Annotated in this window: 19 protein-coding genes; 10 read left to right on the forward strand and 9 right to left on the reverse strand. The window is 34.5% G+C overall.

Annotated features, from left to right (window positions below; translation table 11 throughout):
* Positions 1–3 precede the first annotated feature (3 nt).
* Positions 4–333 carry a YolD-like family protein gene (locus AWM68_RS05890; RefSeq protein ID WP_066238471.1) on the forward strand — a complete coding sequence of 110 codons (330 nt, stop codon included), beginning with the start codon at positions 4–6 and terminating at the stop codon, positions 331–333.
* Positions 334–515: 182 nt separating this feature from the next.
* The gene (locus AWM68_RS05895; protein ID WP_066238474.1) at positions 516–1,598 is read left to right on the forward strand and encodes a hypothetical protein; all 1,083 of its coding nucleotides are present in this window, start codon (positions 516–518) and stop codon (positions 1,596–1,598) included.
* A gap of 172 nt (positions 1,599–1,770) precedes the next feature.
* On the opposite strand, the gene AWM68_RS05900 is transcribed toward AWM68_RS05895, so the two are convergent.
* Both AWM68_RS05900 and AWM68_RS05905 read right to left on the reverse strand, forming a co-directional pair.
* Complete coding sequence (locus AWM68_RS05900; RefSeq protein WP_066238479.1) at positions 1,771–2,325, reverse strand: DJ-1/PfpI family protein; 555 nt, start codon at positions 2,323–2,325, stop codon at positions 1,771–1,773.
* Between the two features lie 204 nt (positions 2,326–2,529).
* Positions 2,530–3,051 carry a DUF6843 domain-containing protein gene (locus AWM68_RS05905; RefSeq protein WP_066238482.1) on the reverse strand — a complete coding sequence of 174 codons (522 nt, stop codon included), beginning with the start codon at positions 3,049–3,051 and terminating at the stop codon, positions 2,530–2,532.
* Positions 3,052–3,267: 216 nt separating this feature from the next.
* Between AWM68_RS05905 and AWM68_RS05910 the strand changes: the two genes are divergently transcribed.
* The 5 genes from AWM68_RS05910 to AWM68_RS05930 all read left to right on the forward strand — a co-directional run bounded on the left by AWM68_RS05910 (position 3,268) and on the right by AWM68_RS05930 (position 13,678).
* Entirely contained in the window at positions 3,268–3,849 is a 582-nt protein-coding gene (locus AWM68_RS05910) for a restriction endonuclease (protein ID WP_066238486.1), read from the forward strand.
* 354 nt (positions 3,850–4,203) lie between these two features.
* The gene (locus AWM68_RS05915) at positions 4,204–4,977 is read left to right on the forward strand and encodes a hypothetical protein (RefSeq protein WP_066238489.1); all 774 of its coding nucleotides are present in this window, start codon (positions 4,204–4,206) and stop codon (positions 4,975–4,977) included.
* 305 nt (positions 4,978–5,282) lie between these two features.
* Entirely contained in the window at positions 5,283–11,846 is a 6,564-nt protein-coding gene (locus AWM68_RS05920) for a DNRLRE domain-containing protein (protein ID WP_066238494.1), read from the forward strand.
* Between the two features lie 15 nt (positions 11,847–11,861).
* Positions 11,862–12,332, forward strand: coding sequence for a hypothetical protein (locus AWM68_RS05925; RefSeq protein ID WP_066238497.1), 471 nt, complete (start codon positions 11,862–11,864; stop codon positions 12,330–12,332).
* A 353-nt stretch (positions 12,333–12,685) separates the two neighbouring features.
* Positions 12,686–13,678 carry a hypothetical protein gene (locus AWM68_RS05930; protein WP_066238500.1) on the forward strand — a complete coding sequence of 331 codons (993 nt, stop codon included), beginning with the start codon at positions 12,686–12,688 and terminating at the stop codon, positions 13,676–13,678.
* A gap of 54 nt (positions 13,679–13,732) precedes the next feature.
* On the opposite strand, the gene xerS is transcribed toward AWM68_RS05930, so the two are convergent.
* The 3 genes from xerS to AWM68_RS05945 all read right to left on the reverse strand — a co-directional run bounded on the left by xerS (position 13,733) and on the right by AWM68_RS05945 (position 16,090).
* Positions 13,733–14,785, reverse strand: a complete 1,053-nt coding sequence (xerS, locus tag AWM68_RS05935; protein WP_066238503.1) for a tyrosine recombinase XerS — start codon at positions 14,783–14,785, stop codon at positions 13,733–13,735.
* 215 nt (positions 14,786–15,000) lie between these two features.
* Positions 15,001–15,636: a hypothetical protein gene (locus AWM68_RS05940; protein WP_066238507.1), complete on the reverse strand. Its 636-nt coding sequence runs from the start codon at positions 15,634–15,636 to the stop codon at positions 15,001–15,003.
* Positions 15,620–16,090 carry a hypothetical protein gene (locus tag AWM68_RS05945; protein WP_066238509.1) on the reverse strand — a complete coding sequence of 157 codons (471 nt, stop codon included), beginning with the start codon at positions 16,088–16,090 and terminating at the stop codon, positions 15,620–15,622. Before AWM68_RS05945 ends, AWM68_RS05940 begins: the two co-directional genes overlap by 17 nt.
* 572 nt (positions 16,091–16,662) lie before the next feature.
* Here AWM68_RS05945 and AWM68_RS05950 point away from each other — a divergent pair.
* The 3 genes from AWM68_RS05950 (at position 16,663) to AWM68_RS05960 (ending at position 19,059) form a co-directional block, all read left to right on the forward strand.
* On the forward strand, positions 16,663–17,616 hold the full coding sequence (locus tag AWM68_RS05950; protein ID WP_156488318.1) for a hypothetical protein: 954 nt from the start codon (positions 16,663–16,665) through the stop codon (positions 17,614–17,616).
* A gap of 2 nt (positions 17,617–17,618) precedes the next feature.
* Positions 17,619–18,365, forward strand: coding sequence for a hypothetical protein (locus tag AWM68_RS05955; RefSeq protein WP_066238515.1), 747 nt, complete (start codon positions 17,619–17,621; stop codon positions 18,363–18,365).
* Between the two features lie 175 nt (positions 18,366–18,540).
* Positions 18,541–19,059 (forward strand): hypothetical protein, encoded by a 519-nt coding sequence (locus AWM68_RS05960; RefSeq protein WP_066238519.1) that lies wholly within the window; start codon positions 18,541–18,543, stop codon positions 19,057–19,059.
* Between the two features lie 189 nt (positions 19,060–19,248).
* Here the strand turns inward: AWM68_RS05960 and AWM68_RS05965 are convergent, their stop codons facing one another.
* Genes AWM68_RS05965 through AWM68_RS05980 form a run of 4 tightly spaced genes read right to left on the reverse strand, consistent with a single transcriptional unit; the run spans position 19,249 to position 25,851 of the window.
* Positions 19,249–19,893 (reverse strand): hypothetical protein, encoded by a 645-nt coding sequence (locus AWM68_RS05965; RefSeq protein WP_066238522.1) that lies wholly within the window; start codon positions 19,891–19,893, stop codon positions 19,249–19,251.
* Positions 19,894–19,896: 3 nt separating this feature from the next.
* On the reverse strand, positions 19,897–20,424 hold the full coding sequence (locus AWM68_RS05970; RefSeq protein ID WP_231868378.1) for a hypothetical protein: 528 nt from the start codon (positions 20,422–20,424) through the stop codon (positions 19,897–19,899).
* Positions 20,425–20,477: 53 nt separating this feature from the next.
* Positions 20,478–22,532 carry a peptidoglycan DD-metalloendopeptidase family protein gene (locus AWM68_RS05975; RefSeq protein WP_066238528.1) on the reverse strand — a complete coding sequence of 685 codons (2,055 nt, stop codon included), beginning with the start codon at positions 22,530–22,532 and terminating at the stop codon, positions 20,478–20,480.
* Between the two features lie 4 nt (positions 22,533–22,536).
* Positions 22,537–25,851 (reverse strand): hypothetical protein, encoded by a 3,315-nt coding sequence (locus tag AWM68_RS05980; protein WP_066238531.1) that lies wholly within the window; start codon positions 25,849–25,851, stop codon positions 22,537–22,539.
* Positions 25,852–25,858 lie beyond the last annotated feature (7 nt).

The following is a 25,858-nucleotide window of genomic DNA, read 5'->3' on the forward strand; positions in this document are numbered from 1 at the left end:
TGAATGTTGAGAGATCGCGGAAATATAAAATGGCAAGGTATGTTTCTTACAGAGCATGTTAAAGCATTAAGAGAGCATCAACTTGAACTTAAGAAAAAAAGTAAACCGGTAATTGACTTGCAACAGGTCGAACTAATGGAAGAAACTATTAGGGAAGCAATGGAATTTAATCAAGCTTTAAACTTTGTTTATTTTCGGGACGGGGAGAATCAGCTTTTAGTGGGGAAAGTACATTATGTTGATCCCTTTAAACAAGAATTAAGGATTGTAGATGAATTCGATAGTTTACATATGATGTTTGTTAATGAACTTGTAGACGTTCGTGTAAATTAGTATATTGTGAAGACTAAGCAGCCTTAGAGGCTGCTATTTCTATTCTGTTTATTGGGAAAATGGGCCTCATTAAAAGTAATTAAATCACTCGTTAGTATGATATTTTTCCCAATTTTCCTTTCTTTAAATTATGCTATCATGGAATTAAATGGTAGCAACTAAAGAAAAGGAAGGGACTATTTATGAGTATTGATACAGTTCGTATAGAAGAAATTACTCACCTATTGAACGACTGGTATCACGAAATAAGATCAAGAAACCTTATAACATCAGAGAAAATCAGACAAGAATTAGAGCGTAAATTTCAAATCATTGATGTTAAACAACTTCCTGATCTTTACATTCAATATTGGTTATTTGAATACCGTTATTTACTTTTGGTAGAGGATTTTGAACAAGCGGATAAAATTCTAACAAAGATCGAACCTAAAAGAATAACCCACAGTATCTTAGATTTTCATTACAACTTTTTTAAAGCTATCCATCACACAGTAAAAGAAAATTACAGCGAGGCCCGCAAATACTTCGAAGAAGCTAAAAAACAGTTAAAGTGGGTATCGGAACCCATAGAAGAAGGAGAATTCTTTTATAAAATAGCGGAATATTATTATCATATCGAACAACCATTATTGGCGGTACATAATGCATCGATTGCTAAGAAAACTTTTAATCAAGATGGATACGAGATTAAACAAGCAGGATGTGAAAATATCCTGGGGCTTTCTTGTATTTTATTAAAACAATATGAACAAGCAGAAGATTATTTGCTTGCTGGTTTAGATTTGGTTTTAAAACAGAAGGAAGAATCACTAAGCTTGTTATTTAGATACAATCTCGGTCTCTTGTATTCTGAACAGAATCTATCACTGGTTGCAATTACTCACTTGAATGAAGCTTATGAAAAAAGATTTAGACCACATAAGACAGCCTTTTTACTAGCACGGGAACATTATAAGCTGGAACAAAGGAATGAAGCAGAACTTTTAATAGAACAAGGACTTGGTCATTGTAGTGAGTTAGAAAATAATGAATATAAGTATCACTTAACTTTACTTCGTATGTTTCATAATGACTTTTCTGAAACAGTTTTCTCTGAAGGAATTACGTATTTTGAAAGAGAAGAATTATGGGGATACGTCCAAGAATATTGTGAAAAGGCTGCCCTCACCTTTTTATCAATGAATCAACATGATAAAGCATGTAATTGTTTCTTTTCTGCATACAAAGCAAAGCAAAAATTGGTAGAGAAAGGATTGTTAAAATGAAGAAAAGTCTTGTGATCTTAAGTATTGTTACTTTAATGGTTTCTGGCTTTTTTACTTTAAAAGAAACAACCGAACAAGCAGGCCATGGAGAAACTTTTACACCGATGAAATTTTAAATTATGGATAGAATTATAATTCAACAAAAACAGCTGATAAAGCTGTTTTTTGCTGACTAAGAACAAATACCTTTATAGAAGTTATACTCCTCAAGGGAATCAAAACACTTCAAACGGTCTCCTATGGTTAAACCAAAATCAAGATAAGCATGACTTTTGGCTGTTAAAAGATTTTTGTCTTGTACAATCTTTTTAGAAAGATATGATTCATTTAACCATTTACTTGCCTTTAATCTTTCATCATCTCGTAACGAGACAGTATAAGACCTTCCAGACAAAATTCCTGCTTTCCCTAATAATATAGGGGCATTACCTATTGCTGCGATGTATATGTTTTCCCTATCAAATGACTGTAAGAGTTTTAGGAAATGCATATTTCCCAGTATAAATGCATTTTTCCCCCCAGGTATAATCAACATTTCATAATCAAGTGGCCTTATTCTCTTAATATTAATCCCAGGTTGTATTGTTAAGCCACATTCACTTCTAATAGAACCCGGCGTATCGGAGAATGTGAATATTTCGTATTTCTTTCCAATTATCGATAGGGCTGTCATGATCTCAATTTCCCTACATTGTTGATATAAATAAATCAAAACCTTTTTCTTCATGATAAACCACCAAATACCTTTAATAGTTATTTATCCCAAAAACCGAGGACTATTTAATTATATCAAGGGGATAAGAGACTCGTTATTGGGAAAATTGGCGCAGGTCAATCGTTTTGATTTATGATGATAAATCTATATTTTCCCAACTTACTCTAATTTCATAAAAAAAGCCTGACTCAGTTGAATTGAGATAGGCTTTTAATTTTAATCAAAATGACTCAACCAAAAATTCATCACTTCTTTTTGTTGAATATGATAACTTTCATGTCCTTCAGAACGGAAGCTCTCACCACAATGAGATTTAGTAACTTGTAGATTACTAAAAACAATTTCTTCGCCACTATCACCAGTATAACTTCCATTACCTCCAACAGAAGCACATTCTTCTTTTATAGGTGTTCTTTTACCCTTTTCATCAACATAAAAGTATTTATCATTTACTGTTCCATATTTCATATCGGATGTTGAGGTAAAAAAAGCTCCATAAGTATCCATTTGCGGATCTCCAAAAACATTGAATGCTAAAGCTTCAATTGGTATTACAGTGTATTTTCCTTCCTTTTTTAATTGGGGCTCACCTGGAACATCATAGAATACAGTAATCGAACCTTCAAATCCTTCCGGAATTAAATAAATGTTATCGGTAGTATCTTCCTTAATAATATTTGAACAGCCATAAACAAATATTGAAAAGATTGAAAGTGTAATAAACAAAATGACTTTCATAGTTTTTCATCCTCGTCCAAATGTATTTTATATAACGCAGCAATTATACCCACCCAAACATACTAATTAAAAAATCCTTTAGATACAATAACTCCTAAACTAATAAAATGGGAGGCCAATTCATTAACAATAATAATGTTTATTGGTAATCTAGTAAAATTATGTAATACATTCCCTTTTACTAAGTGGTAAAATTAAGTAAAAAAGAGGGTTATAATGTCAAAAAAGATGAGTAAACGAAGAGAGAAACAGATTGAAAGTCAAATCATGCTAGGATTAATGGGTGCATTTTTCTTGTCCTATTTCTTAACAGGTTCGATTGAGGTATCAGTTATTCTAACGAGTATGGCTGTCATAATTGCTTTAGCATTTTTTATTTTTCAATCCATTGAAAGAAGGAATAACCTTCGAAAATCAGGGATATCAGATATCGATAAAATGGACGGAATACAATTTGAATTCTATTTGAAAGAGCTGTATTTAGGTTTAGGTTATAAAGCGAGGAGAACCCAATCAAGTGGGGATTATGGAGCGGACCTTATCCTAGAAGCCGGCAGCAAAAGAATTGTAGTACAAGCTAAAAGGTATAGTAAAAATGTTGGTGTAAAGGCAGTGCAGGAAATAAAGACATCACAGCTGCATTATAAAGCAGATGAATCCTGGGTAGTCACAAATAGTTATTTTACGAAACAAGCAATTACCTTGGCCGCTTCTAATCAAGTTGTTCTCATTGATCGAGATATACTTATAAAGACCATTCTTAAATTGAAGAATACAAATACGAAGGCTGTGAGCTAAATATTTTGAAGTATGTGAGAAGTATAATGGGAATTACGTCTTATTTGAGATTTCTAAGCAAATTGATGGGTCGGCCTTTCGAGATTTTAAAAATATATGAAACGACTTAAGAATGCTGATTATGTTGAAAAAGTGTGATCGAGGAAAATATAGAGTATAAAAAGTTGAGATCCCGAGATTACCCTTATATGAACACATTGCAAGCTTTTTTACGGATTTTCTAGAAAGAGGTACCTTTGGATAACAATCCAAACGGTTAAATATAAGCGTAAGAGAAATTCAAACTGCGGGTTACATTAGTTACCTTACACATGTTTAATAAAATTACACTTAGTTGTTTAGGGGAGAAATTTTATGAGTAAAAATCGAATACTTCGCAAATTTATAGCAACGATATTTTCGAGCCTATTGTTTTCAGGTTTTATGGCATTAGGTTCATCCACTATGGGAAATCCTGGTCTCAACTATCTATTCTTTTCTGCTATCTTTTTTGTATATGCAGGAGTTATCATCTTTGTCTATGGAAACATTGTTTCAAATCTATTAGAATGGGTGTTCGACCGCTTTTTTAGACCATCTAAATTGGCATCAGTATGCTATATACTATTTCACGGAATCTTTGGTTCACTAATCGGTCTAATTGATTTAAACTTATCTATCGCGATAATGGGGTTTATCGCTGCCCTTCTCTATGGGTTTATTGACTTTTGGATAAACCTTCGTCAAACCCAAGGACGAACGTTGAAACCGATAACTTTGCTTTTAGTTATGTTTCTTATACCTTCTATTGTATTAGGTTTTTTTAGCGATACAATAGATCCCTTTACAGAAGAAGAAGCTCTGGATTTTGTGGTAACCTTACCTGAATATGATGGATTCCCGAATAAGGCAGGAAGATGGGAGTTAACAATCCATGGGTTTCATGTTGTACGGGAAACGATCGTTAAAAAAAAGGATGACGGGACGTATCACATCACATTAAAAGAAACAGGGACGAGAGGCGAAGAAAAAACCAACTGGGAGGTTACTTACCGTGTGGAGCGTGGAGCAAGTTGGTTAGAGAAGGGTGAACCGAGCATACGGCCTCATTATTCCAAAGAAGGAGCAGGGTTATATAGAGTCCAATAAGTTAACAACATTTTTGGCTAACCTTATTACGATGAGTGTATATCAATACCAACTGTTAAATATATGCGTATAATTTAAACTAGGGTATATAGGTCACATTATTATAAAGCCTAATGGAAGAATAGCAAGGCTTTATAAGATCTTAGAAGAACAGGTTCAATGCCTGTTCTTTTTCTATGTCTAATAAGTTAGTGCTTACCTACTATTTTCTTAGAAACTGAAAATATATGTATCTTTTCTCCTCTTAATAATTTAAAATTTTCCTGCTATACCAAATTTTTTATATAAAAAGGGGAGTATTGTTAGTGGTTTTTTACAAAAAATGTTTAATTTGGCTAATGGCGCTTTTATTAGTTCTTAGCTCAGTGCCAAGCTATCCCAAAGCAAAAACCAATGAAAAAAATAGTAGCATTGGGATATCTAGTAATAAAGACAAAGTAGATTCAAAAGTTGTTCCCGAATCAAAAAAATCTAAAAAACGTGAGATTGTTAAACAAAGGACTGATAAATCCAAAGTTTACGATAACGGAGATGGTACGTTTACCAAAAAAGTATACTTTGAACCAGTCCATAGAAAAGAAGATGGAGAATGGAAAGAAATAAGTTCAGTACTTACTGATGAAAATAAGTATGGTATAGAAACTGAAAATACCTGGATTAACGCTGTTTTTAACAAAAAGATGGAGGATGGGGAATACGCTACTTTTTCTTTTGGCGATGAATCTATTTCTTTCTCCATTTTAGAAGCAGCAGGAAGTAACAAAAAAGCTGATGTGAAAGATGTAAAACCTTCACATAAGGGTAACGAGTTATTCCATAAAGGAATTTTCCCAGGAGTAAATTTAAGAAATTTAACGTTTGACCAAAGCGTAAAAGAAGATATTGTATTAGATTCATATAAAGGATTTAATACTTTTACATTTAAATTGAACACTTCTCTCGAAGCTAAAGAACAAAAAAATGGATCAATTGCTTTTTATAAAAAAGGAAATACAGATCCAATCTTTGTCCTTCCAAAACCATATATGACAGATTCAAATATTGATAAAACGACGTTTGATTCAGTACGTTCTGAAAACGTTCATTATACTCTTACAAAAGAAGATAATGGTTATTTCTTGACAGTAACGGCTGACGATAAGTGGCTTAAAGATCCAGCAAGAAAGTATCCAGTTTATATTGATCCTACTACCTCAATAGAGACTAATGGTGATGCATTTGTTACCGACAGATATAAAGATAACAACTATGGTACTAAGGATAAAAAATGGAGTCCTTCACTCAATCAATATGCGCTAAGTGTTGGTTATACGAGTGGGACTGGAACGAACAACACCTTCCTTCAACAAGATATAGGAGCTTTAAAAGGTGCAATTGTTGAATCAGCAGAACTAAATGTATATGTAACTCAAGCATATGACTCTACTATCAAAAACGGCCTATGGCTAGACAGGGTATCTGGAACATGGGAACCAAACACTCTGACATGGAACAATAAACCTTCATCTGTAAACATTGGTAGTGTGACAGTAGGGCAAGATCAGTGGGCTAAATTTAACGTTTTAACTACAGTTAAAGAATGGCTAGACGGAACTAGACCTAACTACGGCTTTAAGCTTCATGCAAACAATAATGGGGAGACGTTTTGGAAAAAAGTAGTCTCTGGAGATAATGTAAACTACAAGCCATTTATCTCTGTTACTTATAGTTATAATACGCCTGCAGCTCCAACAGTTGATGCTAAGTCTAATGGTCCTGGCTCAAATTCAGGGTATTTATATTTAAATTGGGATAAAGTAGCTGGAGCAACGGGTTATAAGATTCACATTTATAACGGTGTGACGTATGACAAAGTGACCGTTGGTGATGTATCTAGTTGGTCAACAAAAGGAAAGAACTTATGGCCAACTGAAGCTCAAACTACAAAAGGTGAATATCAACTTAGAATTGCTGACAAAGATGGTGGAGAGTTTGCTTTCAATCCAATGCCCGTTTATAAAGCGGCTGAACGTGATGGAGGCTTATATGCTAATCGAAGAAATTACGTTGTAAGAGTCTCTGGGATATTCCCTGGTGGAGAGAGTCTTCCTTCAGCTGGTGTATTACCGTTTATGCCTATGGAAACACCACACACACCAACAGGAAGACCTTATCCTAATGAACAGAGCGAAAAATCAGGATATGTCAATTTGGAATGGAAGCCTACTCCGGATGCAGCCGGATATAAGATCTTCATGTTTAACGGAAAAGATTATGAAGAAGTAGACAATGTTCCGGCAACCCAAACATCATGGACAACACAAAATAAAGGCATATGGCCTACTGCAGCACAGATTACACAATCTTCAGGAGTAGTTAAACTTAACACTGTAAAAAATGGTACTAAAGGGCAGGGAACAGAATTAGCAATTGACCCTTCACCTGTTTACAACAAAGCAGCAAGCGGCTATGAAGGGAAAATGAACTACTGGTTTAGAATTCAGGCGTATAGCAATAACAGTCATCCTGAGAGCGCTATTTCATACGCATATATGCCTACCATGCCCGGTGCAGATCCTTTTCTTGGTATGGAAGATTATTGGACAGGAATAGGGGTTGAGAACGGTACGGTAAATGCCGCTACTGGGAACTTAATAATCTCTAAAACTGACGTTTCAATTTCCGGCAGAGGACCCGGATTGAGCATAGGTCGTACGTATAACAGTAAATCTACTGCTATCGGCTTGTTTGGTAGAGGATGGCACAGTGAAGCAGAAATGAAAATGGTTGCTAATGGAAATGAAGTGAAGTTTACAGATGAAGATGGAACCATACACCGTTTTCTAAAGCAAGCGGATAACTCATATCAACCACCGACTGGTGTTTACTTAGAACTTCAGGAAACAACAAATGATTATATTCTGACCTCAAAAGACCAGTCAAAAATTTATTTTGACAAGCTTACTGGAAATGTATTAAAAATGGTTGATGGTCATGGGAATACCACATCATATACGTTTACTAACAATAAACTCCAAACCATTAAGGATGCTTCTGGGAGAACGTTGACATTTGAGTATAACCCTGAAGGCTATGTATCAAAAATTATAGATCCTAAAACGCGTATTACATCATATCAATATCAAGGCGAACAATTAGCAAGTGTGACAAACCCACATGGGGAAGAAACACGTTACGAATATGATGGTAGTGGTTTTTTATTAAAACTCATAGAACCAACAGATACAGCAGATGTTCCTGTATCAACAACATACACCTATGACGAAGAAACAGATAATAGAATTAAAACAATCAAAAATCCTAAAGGGAAAATAACGAGTTTAGAATATGACTTTACGAATAGAAAATTAACCGTAATTGATCCAAAACTAAATAAAACTTCTTATGAGTTTAATCCTGCTGCTAATCCAATTAAAATGGTGAAAGATGCTGAAGGGTTAAAGTTAACAACCACTTATTTATATGAAGGGAATAACTTGAAAGAAAGTAGAGATCCAAAAGATCAAGGTGCAACCGCAGCGACTGAATCGTATCAGTATGATGTTGAAGGTAACGTTACTAGCGCCACCGATAGTTATGGTACAGAGAGCTATTCTTACAATAATAATAATGATGTAACATCTATTACTGATACAGAAGGGGACGTAACCTTAATCGCTTATGATGGGCTAAATGCTGTTTCGGAAACAGATTTAGCTGGGAAATCATCTTCAGTAGCCAAATATGATGCATATGGAAATTTAACGCAATCAAGTGTTGAACTAGGGACAGCAAACAATGAGTTAGTAAACAATAGCTTTGAAGCAGGTTTAGCATCTTGGGTTCAAGTTGTCAGTCTTGATACGGGTACTACAAGTGCAGATAGTTCCAATTCATATAAGAAGCTAGGGGGAGAAAAGTCGATAAAAATATCCCCTAAATCATCGTCGATTGGAAACGAATTTGGATATATTGCGCTGACTCAAGTAGTACCATCATCTCCTGATACGACCTACTCTCTGAGCGGGCTAATTAAAACCGTTGATTTAAAAAATGCAAATGCGTATTTTAACATACAGTTTATTGACCCAACTGGTAAAGCAATTAGTTACCTAAGTAATCGTTATAGTGGTTTAACAGGAACAAAAGACTGGACAGCAAGACAACTGACATTTAAAACACCAGCAAATACTGCGAATATTAAAGTATTTCTGGAAGTAGATCATAATTCAAATACTACGTCGGGTAGTGCTTGGTTTGATGCTATTCAACTTGAAAAGAGCGAGGTATCGTCTAGCTACAATCCACTCATTAACAGTAGTTTTGAGATGGACTTAACTAATTGGACAGGTACTGGTGGAATCATTGATACTCAACGCTTTGAAGGGAATAAATCTTTAAGATATACACGTACGAGTACATCTCAGGCTGACAATCAATATACGCAAACAATAGTTGTTGGACAAAAATTTGGTGATGAACCACTCACACTAACTCTAACGGGTCTATCAAAATCTCAAAATGTCGTGAACAATAGCAGTTCTGAACCTAATACAGATTATTCATTACTTGCAAAAGTCTTCTATACTGACGGTACAAGTGAAGATTTTTATGCCAAATTCCCGATCGGTACGCAAGAGTGGAATCGTTCGGCGGTAAAAATTACAAACAATCAACAAAAACTTATTGAGCATATCGATGTTCTGCCTATTTTCCGAAAAGGAAATACGGGAATCGTTTGGTTTGATGCTATTCGTCTGTTAGAAGGAAATGTACTATCAAAACAAACCTATGACCCTTCTGGAAATTACGTTATTGAGTCCGAAGATGAAATGGGTAGGACAACATCTTCATCTTTCGACGAAGTAGGAAGATTACTAGAAGAAGTTAATCCAAAAGGTATTAAGAAAACATTTAAATACGATGCTTCTGATCGATTAACAGAGCTATTGTTGTCAAATAACACCAAGATTATTTATGACTATAACAAAAACGGCAGTATGACATCAAAGACAATAGTCTCAGCAAGTGATAATAAAACGCAAAAGTTTGAGTATATGAACGATGTAAATGAACAGTTAGTACAAGTAACTGATCCATTAAGTAATGTTACAAAGTATGATTATGATGATAATGGCAACTTAAAACAGGCTGAACTTCCAAATGGAAAAACGATTGAATGGAAGTACGATGGGGCAGACAGATTACACCAAATATTACGAGATGGAACTATACGTTTTGAGTTTGGGTATGATACAAATGGTAACGAAATATCCGTAAATGATATTGCTACCCCATTTATTAAAAATAGAGTGTTTGACAAACAAAATCGTGTAACTTCTATCACAGAGCGGGGCGGTAAAGTTGACTGGACATATCCAACTGATTCCGACAAGTTACAATCTGTTTCCATTACTCATGGAACAAGTTTAGAAACCCGAAGCTTTGTTTATAACGAGCTAGATCAAAATACTTTAGTTAAAGATGGTACGTTAACATATCGCTTTAATTACGATGAACGTGGTAATGTTCGTACTTACACCGCTGCAAATGGTTCAGGAGCAACATTTAATTACGATGATGCAGGACAAGTAACAAATCTATCTGTAGGAACAGCTTCTGGAGAAAATATCTTAAGTGAGCGTTATACGTATGATAAGAATGGTAATCGAACAAAAATCGTTGGTGCAGACGGTACGTCAACACTTTATGAGTATGATTCCTTTGATGAATTGACAAAAGAAACCCTGCCAGATGGAACGATTTTCGATTATCTGTATGATGGATTTGGAAATCGGACCAAGGTTACCAAAACGTCTGGTTCACAAACTTCTGAGACTATAAGTGAGTTTAACGATGCAAATCAACTAGTTAAGTTTGGTAGTGAAACTATTACTTATGATGAAAATGGGAATCGAAAGTCAGATGCTCGGTTCAATTATGAATGGAACGCTGCGGACCAATTAGTAGCAGTAATTAAAAAGGGAGAAACATGGCCATTTGCGACTTACGAGTATGATGAAAATGGGCGAAGAATCCAAAAAGTAGTTAACGGTGAAGTAACCAATTATTTCTATAACGGTGACGGATTAAACGTTTTGTATGAAACTGATGGTAATAATAACGTTGTTCGCTCTTACATCTATTCCGAATCTGGACAATTAGTTGCCTTGAAAAAGGGAACAGAAGTTTACAATTATCATTACAATGCCCATGGTGATGTCATAGCATTAACAAACACTCAGGGGATAAAAGTCGCGTCTTATTCATATGATGCCTGGGGAAATATATTAAATGAACAAGTAGACTTAGTGGTTAATGATAACCCATATAAATATGCTAGGTACCGATATGATAGTGAAACAGGATTATATTACCTTATGGCAAGGTATTATAATTCAAAACAGGGAGTATTTTTATCAATCGATGCTTACCCTGGTAACGAGAATGACAAACTTTCTCAAAATGGATACATTTATACTAATAACAACCCTGTTATATTTATTGATCCAGATGGGAATAAGCATGTGTATGCCAGGGGATCAGATTTTGGCAGTGGCCCAATTGCGGGCGGATTTAGAGGTACGAGGTTAGGTAAGTGGGTTACCGTATCTAAAAATAAGAATTGGACACGTCATTACGGTAGTATGGATAGTTTCTTAAAGAAAAATGGCTATACAGTTGGACCAGCCAAAAATACATTTGATATGCAAAAAAAGATTGTTTATAAAAAAGGTAAACCTGTTGGTGAAATCCATATTGGGCAACCCCAATATATCGGTAATAATACAAGAAATGGTATGACAGGAAGTATTTATCCTACACATTACCAAAAGTATAAAACAGGTACTAAGCAATTATCGAATAATCATATATATTTTAAACCTTAAAAAGGAGGGATTTCTTTGAGTAGCTTTAATTATATTACCAAGTTTCATCAAGTTGATATACAGGATGTGATTTCGATAATATTTTCGTTTAATACTGAAAATGATATTGTTCTATTCAGTGCTATCGAAAATAATTTAGAATATGAAAGCATTGAAGATAAAGAGTTTATAAATAAAAATAAATTGTATAAAAGTAATCAGTGGATATTCCCTGAGGAAGTACCAGGAAATATACCGAATATTATTTGGTATAAAACAAAAGGTAGAGAAGATATTAAACGAGCAATAGAAATTGAAAGTTTGTTTAGATGTATCATTTTGCCAAAGGGCTTAGATATCGTACATTTTAATTATTTAATCTATATAATTGAAGATTATGAAGGACCAGTTTTATGTGTATATGATAAAACAAATAATTTTAATGACAAAGTGCTGCCCAAAATACAACCTTATTTGGGTGATTGTAGAATAAGTAAAAGTATTTAAAGCTTATTCAAGCCTTAGGAGAATATTTCTCTTAAGGCTTTTTTAGGAGGGAGTGCTGAATGAAAACTTTTTTATCTGCAAGAAAGTTAATCAAATTAAACCTCGCATAATCTTATTTATATAGATGTAAAAGCAGCTTAACTCTGACAGGTACTAGTTTTTTATCTATTATTCAGTTACTACACTTTGCTTATGTGAACGGATTTATTAACTGAAAAAAATAACCACTATTTATAAGGTAGTCTCGTAATTCTCCGGAACAGAGGGTTATTTTATTTACTGTACTATGCCTTTAATTGAATGGAAAATTATTTATTAAATGAATCGAAATTATATAGAAAGGTTTTGATATTGTGTACGACAATGAAGTTTACAACCTAATTAAAAAAAATATCTTAGTGGATAGACACAAGATTATTGTTGCAAAAAATTATATTTTAGAACAGGATACAGTTGTAATTGAAATAGAAAATTTGTTGAATAAATTCACCAGTTCACAAGGTTATCCTATGATAACTACTTTTGTTATTCATGAAAGCGTCCCTTTAGAAGAACAAGTTCAGCAAGCTAGTGGATTTATTTCTTGGTATATAGCTTTTTCACAAGCTATTTTAGAGTTAATACATAATAATTATCTACTTGTTACCAATCAGCAACTTTATCCCTATAACGGACTTCAAATCAACTGGACAACAGTAGTCCCTGGTTACGGTGGGAGATCAGCAAGTTGGAATTTTACAGAATATATAGTATTAATTCCATCCCAAGTGAAAAAGTCGTTTACTCAATTAAACAATAATTTCACATTGTTTGACGTTGACCTTTTTATATCTAAGCTAGAAATAGATAATGCTCACCCGGATGTAATTGAAGCAATCATTGACACAATTACCTGTTTTAAAAAGGAATTATATCGCCCAACTTTAACCATGCTGGGGAAAGCTGTAGAAGGAGCGTGGATAGAACTGGGTATATCCCTTCTAAACTATGCAATTAATCAAAACATTGATGAGGAAAAAAACAATCAATTATTAGAAAGGTTAATGGGACCTGATAGTTTTGCATTTAAAGTAAGTAAAGTAATAGATTTGTATTCAAGTCACTATAAAGATTGGTTTAAACCTGTAAAAGTTGATACAAATATTATTCCATCTCAACTTGCTGAGATAAAAATATGGACAGATGTAGTACGAGAAGCAAGAAATGCTATCCACTTTGGTGCAAAGGTAAATAGTGATAATAATTATGAAAAAACCGCGATAATCTTATTGGCATCAATTAGTCATTTCAAAACAATATATTCTTTAAAACTTTCTGCTGATACTTTAGTAGATAGAGAAAAGTGATCCAGCTATACAGGATACATAGAAAAACCCCTGCCTATTAAGGTAGGGGAGTTTTTATTTATCCGCTTTATTAACAGAATCCTTCAGTGTATTGTCAAATACATGCGTGTATATCATCGTGGTATTTATATTACTATGACCTAGTTGCCGCTTTAAAGTTGCAATGTCTTTATTCTCTTTATAGTGGTTTGTAGCAAACGTGTGTCTTAGTTTATGAATTGATAAAGCTCCTTTGCCAAATGCGTCTGCATAACGATCTACCATCTTTTGAGCAGCACTCTTAGATAATCGCTCTGATTTCCCTGTACGAGTAGGAGAAGAAAGGAAGAGGGCTTTTTCGGATTTATCCGGTATATATTGTTCCTGGCGTATTTCCTTATAAGCTAAAAGGTCAAGAAGGGCGATATCACTAAATACAACTTTATCGTGTTTGTCACCCTTACGCTTCACCAGTACGTGTGATCTATTCCAATCAACCATATCTATATCTATGGAAACAATTTCAGCTACACGCATTCCTGAGCCTAATACAAGGCTAATTAAAGCTAAATCTCTAATTTGGTTTCTCTTATATGCCTTAAATTTACGTGGATTTTTCTTAAACACTTCACCATATCCATGAGCCACAAACTCTCTAAACTGAATAATTTCATCTTCTAATAAGATCCTGCTCGATATATGTTCAGCTTTTTTTGCTTCTGAATGCTTTTCTTTTACAATATCAATTTTGGCCATAACGTTTCGTTTAATGTAAGGATAGAGATTATCATCTTCGGCAATTTGAGATAGATAATGAAATAGTGATTTTAAAGCTGCAATTTTGCGTGCAACAGTATCTTTTGCATTACCTAATTGTTGCCTGCAAAAGTTCTCAAAACTTTCTATGTTTATTATTCTCAGCTGTTCCAGTACATTAAGAGGGACTTCTTTAGCCGGACCGGGTGAAATTGACTCCGATACAAGCCAGTTAAAGAATAGTTCGTAATCTCTACAATAATTGATTAAAGTTTCCTCTGAATTTTTACGTCCCTTATGAGCTATAAATTCACTAACGTACCAGGGAAGGTTTTGTAATCGTTGTTCAACTAAATGCATTTGTCCAGCCATTTATTTAACCTCCATGAAAATTCTACATAATTAATACACGCGGTAATTTTATTAATTAAATTATATCGTACATATGTTTGTATAACAATTGTTACCATGCAATAAATTCGACTGAACTGAAGTTATGTGGAATTCTTAACATAAAACAAAAAAGGAGTCCTAATTAGGACGTCCCCTATTAAGTGTATAAGGGTAGGTTCATTGAGCCTTCTTTTTTAGAACTTCTTCATGTGAGCCAATATAGATTTTTGGACCTTCACCGAGTTACCATTACTTTTAACATTTTCTATAAAATCTAAGTAAACAATCGTGACCACCTCTTCAATACTTACTTCTACACCTTTTAAATAAGCGGTTAAATCATGAATGAGTACTTCACCCCTTAACAACTCTGATTCACTAATCCGAATATCCAAATAAGCAGTTTTTGCATTATCTTCTGAATCGGTATTTTCTTCTACTTCCTCATCTACGATTTCAAATGTAAATACATGTTCTGTAAGCGGCTTCATGACCTTTTTCGCTTTCTTTTGTTTCTTGAAGTATCTTTGCTTTCCACCGACTAAGTATGCTGCAATTTGGTCATTTTGAGCTCCTTTCTTTACTTGGTTAAGAAAGTCCTGGTATAGCATCCAAATTAGATCATTTATATCAAAATTATAAGGGACGCTATCTACGTGATTATCACGAAGATCATTAATAAAAATCTTCCCTCTTAAATAGTCATAATAAGGCATCTGTATGTTTAAATACCTATGACTAGACAGAAAGTAGCTTAAAAAACCTTTCGTTTCTGAAATGCCCTTTAAATGCTTTTGGAGTAGGTTTAATCCACTATAAGATTTTATCAAGCGACCCCTCTCCTTCCAGCCAATTTAAAACAGAATGAATGATAAAGTATACAACTTTACGTTCCGAAAGGTTCTTCTCAATAGCAAAACCAAATGGCCCTCCAATATCGCTGTATTCATGCTCTAATAGATTTGTGTGCATATAAACCTTCGTGTCAGTATATTGCCCTTCCCACTGTATTAAATCCTCATACTTTAAACCGAATCTCAAGAGCAAAGTATTAAACTTCGTTTGGCTAAGTGGTTCTTTACCTTGTGAACGGTAAATCCTCCCTACTTGTTTACAGTAACTTTTGAGCTTCATTTGATTTATTGCAGACACTGGAAATTTGATATTGTGTTTTTTATCGATTCGTGTTGCTCGAGCTTTGGACACCTTCGTTTTTTTTGCAGGTTCATTTGGCTTGTCCCTTTTAATGGGTTGATCGTTAAACAACGGGTTAATGTATCCCACTATCTCCCCCACCTTCCAGCTTGATATACAGTAAAATGTCACGGTCATTTTTCCACTTTTCCACTCTTAATAGATATATAGATGGATAGCGGGACAAATAGAACTAAAATGTATATTTAGGGGATTTGTGGACCATAATGAACCTAAGAAAATCAAAGGGAAAGGGTGTTCAGCCAGTGACTAAGAAGGAACGAGAAAAACAAAAAAAGATGATGGAAAAGGCGGTAAAGGGAGCAAAGAAAGCGGGATTTAAGATAGTTAGTGTAAAAGTTAAGTAGTTTTTGAAAATATAAAGTGACAAACAGCGGGACACCGTTTCCTTAAATTAAGGAAACGGTTTTTTGTATCCTCCTTCAAGTTTTGTGTATACATTGGCTAAACCCTTACATATCAACAACTTCAAAGGATATATAACTTGATAAAAATGTTGACTTTTCCAAAAATAGCCATTATAATTAGTGTAATATAGTTAGTATTTATTATAAATCGGTGGTGATAATATTAACACATTACTAAGTGTTGCGAATGGATATCTACAGTATCATAGAGGAAAGCAAACAGGATTAGCAGGCTTGATGGGAATTATCTTTACGATTTTTCTCGTGTATCAATGGGATCATGTTGTTCCAGTATTAGAGTTTTTAGGAATTATTGACTGGTTAGATAGCATGGGATTGATTTATGAAGATGCAGCTTACCTCACTGGTTTCTCTATATTCATGTTCGCTATTAAAGCCACTATAATATTTTGTATATTGGTTGCTGTCTTCCTAGTGTTAGGAATTATTCTAACTATGATTGGTTCAAGTAGCGTAGGATTTTTCCTGCTTGCAGTTCCATTTATTATTTTATTCTCGCCTTTCCTTTTTATATATGTATTAATTAAAGGTGCCTTTGAAACAGAAGAAGAAAAAGCGGAGAATCGGCGTATATATCTAGAGGGCAAAAAAACAATTTTAGAATTAATTCAAGAGTCCTCTGAAGAACTTACAAAAGAACAAGCATTTAATCGTTTAAATCGCCTCCCTACTTCTGGAGACACAAACTTTTTAATTGCGGTAACGAAAAATGAAGACATTTATCTACTCTTACCTAACCCGGTTGGAGTTTATTTTCACGAAGGAGTACCTGCAGAAAAACTTGCTGTTGAGAAAACAGAGGTACCAATAGGTAAAGATCCAACTAAATTACCTAACCGCCTAACTGCTACATTGAGCGAAACAGGTTCAAAATATACTACTCTACCTATAGAAGATATTAATTACATCTACAATTATAATAAAAAAGACTTTAATCCGGTTATTAACAAATTTATCACGACAAAGAGATTTGATAATTACTTGAAAAAAGCAATTAATTCTTACTTCACAAGAAAATTCAACCTTAAAAGACTAATGTCTGAATCTAAAACAAGAGAAGATTTTAACAATTATGCATCCCAATTAGTTGAAATGAATGCATTTAACGAAGATATAGTTAAAATGATGTGGGAATCAGAACAGTTTTTAACTGCCGAAAAGGAGTAACAATGAAAATTCAATTGTTAAAAGACCTTGTGTATCCTCATAAGGAAAATCTAACAACAGTAAAGCAGTGGGATGGCTATGCAAAGGAGCATGGACTCCCCTCTTCTCAAGTCTTAATTTATAATTTTGGAACATGGACAGAAGTTAAAAAGAGTTTTTCTTTATCTAAAGTTAGAAGATCATCATATACTACTGATGAGTTAAAAAAAATAGCTTTGGAACATAAAGAACACTTTTGTAGTTTATTAAAATGGGATGTATATGCTAGAAAACATGGTTATCCAGTTTCAGCTACCTATATAAAAGCATTTGGCAGCTGGAGTAATTCTAAGAAACAGATCGGAATAACCCCTGAAATAAAAAAAAGTGACACTTATTCAAAGGAAGATATTAAAAGCATTTTAAAGCAACATGCTAATAATTATCTTAATCGTAGACAATGGGATGAGTACGCGAAAGAGAATAAGCTCCCTACTTATAAAACCTTAAAAAAACATTTTGAATACGATGAGATATTAGAAATTGTTAATAAGAAAAAGACTTTTAATCTTACCAAAGAAGACTTAATACAAATTGCCAAAGATCATAAAGATAAATTTGTCTATGCCAGCGTAACACAATGGAGTAATTATGCTGCTGATAAGGAACTACCTTCAAGTCATAAGTTTATTAATATGTTTGGTTCATGGCGTAAAGCAAAAAACAAAGTTATATTGTCTCTTGATCCCGAAGAAATACCTAAAAAATAAATAAACAAAAAAACAGTACTTTTTAGGTAACGGTTTCTTTAATAATACCAAGTGTACCAACAAGGACAAGTACTCTTTCTTTATCGACTTAAGCAGCAGTTTTATAAGAGGTAATGTACACCTTATTAATTTGTGCTAAAGTGCATAATTGTGGGTTTTGTTCATCAATGGAGTGATGAAAATTAAAAAGAGGTTATGGATTTCAGTAGCTATTGTAATATCGGTTCTAATGCTATTCTTAGGAATTGAATACAACAATAAATTAGCGTTCAGCACAGGTCCTGAAGAAGTGTTATACCATTCTGACGAAAACACTTATAGTATTCAGCAGATTGTTCATCAGGAAACTTTTTCAGAAGATAAGTATGCATATATCTTATTTTTAACCGAGGATAAAAAGCCTGAAGATTCAATAGTGCTTGCTGAGTTTAAAAAAACTAGTACAGGATGGGAACTGAAAGGAATGGTTTTAAATTCTCTAGAAGGTTTACAGACAGTCGGAGATGGTAATAATCGGACATTATATGGTCTATCCCCTTCTGATGTTGAGACAGTAAAGTTAGGTGAACGAAGCGCTCAACTTTTTTCTATAGGGGAGAACAAGAAAAAAATATGGTTCATCTATAAACCTACAAAAAAAGAATTGGACTTACTGCCGATTTTTTATAATAAAGAAGGGCAGAAACTTTCATAACAATCTTTTAACAATTTTATTTAATAAGGTTCTTTCTTCAACAAACGTGAGCTTTAATTAAATAGAGGTATTTGAAAACGACCAGACAAATATCTGGTCGTTTTAACGTTATTTATATATCTTAGTGATATTTCACCTGCTACTAGCATTGCGAATTACGCTTATCTCTTTCGAAAGAGAAATAGTTATCTATTTGGTGCTGTTTTCTATTTGTTCGATCATATCCCATGTTGATGTAGTAATTACTTGTACACCCTTTTCGTGCTCAGTGTGAGAATCCTTTAATTCTTGGAATTTTAGGTTGATAATCGCTTTTTTATTATCCTCATAAACAAGTGTTAAATTGGCTTCATTTGTATTAGAATTATGGAGCCCTTTAACATTCTCATAATGAATGTCTTTGATTCTTCCCTCCCTAGAGATAGATTTAATTATATCTTCTACTACCTTTTCTTTATCCTGTTCCTCTTTTATGAACAAATCTTCAGATATGGATTGCACATGAAATGCTGACATAAAAATATTCACTTCATTTTGTAGTATACCGGTAAGAAAATAATTGATTGCTTCTCGTTTGGTATCTTCTTCTTCATTTTCATTATGAGCATGAACTGGATTAAAATAACCAGAATCATTTAATTCCTCATTAGAATCCATCCATTTTGAGGTTGATTCCGAATATTCTCTTGCCTGTACAATTTCATTTAAAACATTTTCTTTGGTCGACTTTATATCAATCTTTTCAACGTGTTTATCAGCACTTACAGTAAAATAAAAATAGACACCGAGTAAACCACTCATCAATAAACTTAAGATTATTACTCTCTTATTCATTTATCATTTACCTTCTTTATCTGCTTGCAGCTGTGCCCTTAATATCTTCCACTCATTAGCGATAGTAGCTTGACTAGTTTTTATCTCCATATATTCATTCCTTAAAGTATCTTTGTCTATTTCAGTATCTGCGGTATTGGCCATATCAATAGCGTTAAGGAGTAACTGGTGTGAACGATTGATAATAACGATAAGATTTTGGTGAGCTTCAAAAAGCTCAGGATCTACATCAACCGATTCAACGTCAGTAACTAGTTTGTTTGAGTTGTTAATGCTTTCTTTTAGATTCGAAGAAAATTGTTCCCTGGTTAATTCTTTTGTGTAAATGCCATCTAATGAGTCGTTAAAGGTTTGGAGAATTCCCGTCATTTCTTCAATAAAACCTTGAAGCGATTCATCATACTCTTCAAGATAGGATTTGTTTTCTTCGGTTACTTTTACTTTAGCAGTTACATTCTTTTCTTTTGAAGAACAAGCAACAAGTGCGATGCTTAAAAGAAGTATTAAAGTTATACCTAACCATTTCTTCAATATAAGGTCTCCTTTTTTAGAGGGGTTTACTAACCCCTCTTTGAGTTTTGTTCTTAAAAAGGTACTAGCAACGCCGGATTCCTTGCGTTTGCTTTATTTTTGGTCCAACCGTTTAAGTGAACTTCAAAGTGTAAGTGGACTCCAGTAGAATCCCCTGTAGTACCCATATAGCCTAAAAATTGCCCTTGTTTTACTTGAGCTCCATTTGCTACTGCTCGGTTTACCATGTGAGCATATACTGTTTCCCAAGTTTGTCCATTGATATTATGTTTGATATATACAACATTTCCATAGGAACTAGAAAAAGCGGAACGTGTTACAATGCCATCTGCTGCAGCAACAATTGGAACATTTGATTTCCCACCCGATGCAATGTCAATTCCGTAGTGCATTCCACCACTTCTGACACCAAAAGGAGAAGAAATAGGACCTAAGGTGGGACGCATGAAACTACCAGGTTTAAGTGGAGGAGTTGCCCCACCGCCTTCATACGTTGCACTTGTTTTAAATTTTTCTGCATTGGTCAATACTTTATTTACATACCAGTCTGCATGATTGTACGCCCAAATTGCCTTGCGCGGATCACTTTTAAAACCACTTGCAGATAGGTAGTTAGCTGCTGTATGTATGGAATCTTCTAAGTTCCAGGGATCTGCTTTGCCGTCTCCATTTCCATCAACACCATATCCTCGACCACTTGCTATAACCGTAAGACTTGTAATATCTAGTGCAGGAGAAACAAGACCACCACCGATGTTGTATTTCCAGCCTACCCACGTTGCTGGCATGAACTGGACGTGCCCAACTGCTCCCACTGATGAAATCATTGTAGGGTGAGTAGAAAAACCTGTTTCGACGAAATGTATTGCTGCGAGAACATTCCAAGAAACTCCATACTTTTTCTCAGCCGCTCGATAAAATGGCATATATTGTGGAGGAACACCAGCGCCAGGGATAATAGTACCATCGAAATAAGGCATACCACTAAAATCGCCCCCTGCTCCCATTGTTGATAACCACTCTGTATACGCAATTTGCCCCCCTATAAACAAATAATTTGCTTCAATTAATTTTTTATCATTTAGCCCTAAGCCATAAGAATTTAATATTCCATCAAAAGTTGCATAATCTGTAATAGATTGTTGTGTAGAAGTGAAGTATTGATGGCGTGTTTTTGTTGTAGTTTTGACCTCAATCTTTTTATCTACCATTACATCTACAAATTTCTGCACGTATACCTTCACAAGAGTGTCATAAGAGTTGCTTGTTGGGTTTTTTTCTATTTTAAGTAGTTCATCGTATACAGGATGGTTTGGATAATAATAGGGATACTTACTGTCTTTTAATGGATCTACTAATCTTGCAGGGGCCATAATTTCTATCCATTCAGCTTTTTTAGCTGGTACTTTAATTGTTTTGTATGTTGTTACAGTTTTGCTTTTCCATTCAGTAACTTTTTTTGTATAAGTGAACGTTGTAGAACCATTCCAGTAATCAACATGATTTATCTTAGTCACCATGTTTTTCGTGTGTTTTATATCACCTGTCTTACATTTACCATCTTCACACACAGTTACTTGTTTTTCCTTCCATTCATCATATTCGCCATAATCAAATGTTGGTGCTAGTGATGATGCTATATTCCTTATAATTACTTTGATATCTTCTTTTGATTGAATAGCTTCTATCTGAATGGTTGCTGCTATTAAGCCTTCCGGTACTCTATAAGGGCGTTCAATACTGCTATTCATGTCAACTGTTGCATTTGACTGTTTGACAATATATTCATAGATAGCTTTATCGTTACCTTCCAATCCTTCTCCTGTCCCCATAAAAAAGGAAAAGGAAAGAGAGATAATAATTACCAATATAATAATACCTATAACAATTAGGATAACAGGAAGACCGACAGCTCCTACTATCCAGCCTAATAATTTTAATAAGAGAACTGATAGTTTTTTTACTGCGGCTTTTCCTGCGATAGCTAACTTCTTAACACCTTTTTTAGCGAGTTTTTTTGCAGTTTTCTTACCTTGTTTTTTAACTTGATGTTTTGCATATTTTCTAGCAAAGGACTGATCTTCGCTCTGTTGTTTTTGAGTTAACATACTATCACCTCAAAGACTCAGCGAATGACTTGTTTCTAAATTGCTCATTTTGTTTTCTTGCCAGTGTTCTTTTGTTCGGGGGCCTATTTGCTATAAGATCGCTTGGCTGTAATGAACTGTTGTAATCGGTTGTTTGAGAAACAATTAGCTTATTATTTTGTACTTCACATTTCCTTTGAATAACCGTTTCGGAATTTAATCTTGTATCACCGGGTCCATATGGTGAAATCCGATATTGAGTTCCATCTTTTTCTCCAACTAGATAACTTCGGTTGCGATCAACAACCATTTGAATATCTGTCATATCATTTTTGACATCTTTTAAGTAATATTGACCGCTATCTACCATCTGATTGTAACTCTGAATTTCTTGAACTACTCTTGGATTCTTTGGTGTGTTTCTATTCGCTACAATTTTGTTTGGGTTTACATTAATGGTACGATTTTGAGTAATGCGCCCTCCACCACTATCTTCACTGTATACATTAGACATAGGAGTGAATTGTCCATCTTGTATAGTGAGATCTTGAAAGATAGTTTGTCCTTTTTTCAAAGTTGAATCGCCAGAGCCAAGTCGAGAAACAGTTTTTACGTTACCAGTTTTATCTCTAACTTGTAGGACTGTTTCTGTATTACTAGTTACCATTCTTATTGCTCCGGAAGCGATTGTTTGTCCATTTGGACCCATAACCGTTTCCGCCATTTGTTGTATTTCGGATATTTCAGCAACTTGATTATTAACTGCATTGTTATAAGGGTTAAACCCTTTAAATCCAAAGCCTTTTGTATTTTGTGTGTTTCCAGCTGCGTAACTTGCTCCTATTTGATAGCCACGCACTCCACCTATTACTCCCGTAGTCATTGCCACCATATTCTTAAATCCTGCTTGTCTGCCAATAACATCTTGTGGAACATGCGATTTAAAAGCAGACCATCCTTGTTGAGTACCAGTACCTATTGCATCTCCAAATGCAGTGATAACATTTTGACTATCTTTATTTTTATTGAATTCAACATACGCAGTAGCTCCTAATGTTTTAAAACCTTGCCCAATTTTTGAATCGCCCATAAATTGACTTACTTCACTTAGTCCAGTGACTCCTCCAATAGACGCTCCTAACATGCCTGCGCCTGCCCAGGCAGCTTGTCCAAACTTATTTTTAATAATAGAGTGATCAAGAGGAATATGCTTAGGCATACCGCCTTCGCCTTGTGGTTTGGATAAGGAACTAAGGTGTTCCTTAAAAATGGCAGGAGATTCTTGATCCCAAGCTTGAAATGCTTGTTCTTCAGTCATTCCTTCTCCACCAATTTTTTGGTCAAGAAAACTTTTTTTCATTTGAGCGGTTTTAAGCCCTGCTAGTTGACTGTTTAAGAGCTCAACATTTACTGATTTTTTACCGATTAAAGAATCACCTTTAACATATAAAGACTCCCCTTTAACAGAACTTGTTGCATCTTTGACAGCAGTAATGCTTTCTCTTGAACCTTTGCCAATTTCACTATCTACTTTGGAACCAACATCATTTATAAAAGCATCTTTATTAATGAATGAATTATCTAACGTAATTCCATTACCTAATTTATTTGCGGTGTTTGTTGCGATCTTGCCAATAGCTTGTCTTTTTCCTTCAACCGCTTGTTGCCATGCTGTATCCTTATTCTGATTATGTTGTAGTAAGTCATCTTGAGTTGGATTAGCAGGTAAAGGATTGTTAGCATCATAATCTTTCATAAACTGAGATTTATTATTTTTTGCCCAATCGTTAGTAAGGGTGTTGGTTGTTGCATTTACCAAATCGGAAGCTTTGGAATGTTTGCCACTTGTTTCTTTTAATTGCCCAACAGAATTACGTGCTTCTTCTAAAAAGCTACTCTTTTTAGAGGAAATTTCCTTATCCCACATGGAATTCAGATCAGAAGAACTTGCGTCAGGAAAGCGTTCTTTCAAATCTTTCATAAAAGAATCTTTATTTTTATCTGCCCATTTGGTTGTTTCATCGTTTGCAATTACATTAGACAGTTTTTCGTCAGCATGATCTTCAGCATCTAAAATCCCCTTGCCTTTATTCCAACCAGCTACCGCACCTGCTTTTAAACGATTAAAACCTGTTTCTGCAGCAAACATACCCGTTCTTCCGGCAACACCACCTACAATACCTCCACCACTAAAACCTACTGATGATCCAATTATTGAACCCATCGGCCCCATAGGTGCTCCTGCAATGGCACCTGCAGCACCGAATACAGCCTTACCATTTTTGGATAAGATCTCACCTGCTCTAAGCATACGTTCCGCCCTAGAGGTTGTACCAATATCTGTTCCAGCACCTGCGAGAACACTCTTATCACTTGTTTCACCGTCAGAATTAACACCGTCTTTCACTTTCCCTGCTACTTGTCCGGCTGCCCCTCTTAACGATTGAGCAACAGTTTCTCCTTGCAATGCTCCTTTAACAGAACCATATATCCCAGATAATGCTGCACCGCCCATCATTGCTGCTGATTTGGACATAGTGCTATTCATTTGTCCTCCTAAACCAATTAAGGATCTTAATGACTCAGATACTGGGATAAAAATCATATACAATAAGATGCTACCTAAACCAAAATCTTCATTAGCGACTGAAGTAATTACCCAATATAATGCGGCATGAATAGATTGAACAAATACAGTCCCTGTATATTCTTTGAAAAAACTGCCAAGTAATGGTTTGGTTTGTGGGATAAGATAAAGAGCTACTACTAAAGGTGACATTATAGTTAAGATAATGAGTGTAATCGTACGCATCATGTAATAAAAGTTTGCCCATATCCATAAACCTAATAAAACTAGCCATATCATTAGTGTTCCGAGAGGACCTTTTTCGGCACCATCTATTGTTTTGTCAAATATATCTCCATCAGTTATGGCTTTTGCACTATCAAATGAAAGGACAAACCAAGAGTTAACTGTATATAACACTTCAAAAATGACATTTAAATTGAAAAATAAGAGAACAACTACAATGAAGTCTTTAAAGTATTCAAATGAAGCTGTACGGTTTGCGGGATTTATTCCCGCTGACGATATTCTCATACCTGCTAGTATGATTGAGATAAGTATGATACCAACTGATATGGATTGCATTAACGCCATACCCGAGGAAACTACCGTAAATTGTTTTACATCGAAAACACCATAAAATAAATCAGTGGAACCATCACCATAAATTAAGGTATGGAGAGTATCTAAATTACCCCTAAATGGTCCAACAACCCAACCTATTACTTTATCCAATAGCATTTCAATAAGATCAACAATTTTGTCATCAAACAAAAAAGTC

This window comes from Fictibacillus phosphorivorans, assembly GCF_001619875.1.
GTDB lineage: Bacteria > Bacillota > Bacilli > Bacillales > Fictibacillaceae > Fictibacillus > Fictibacillus phosphorivorans_B.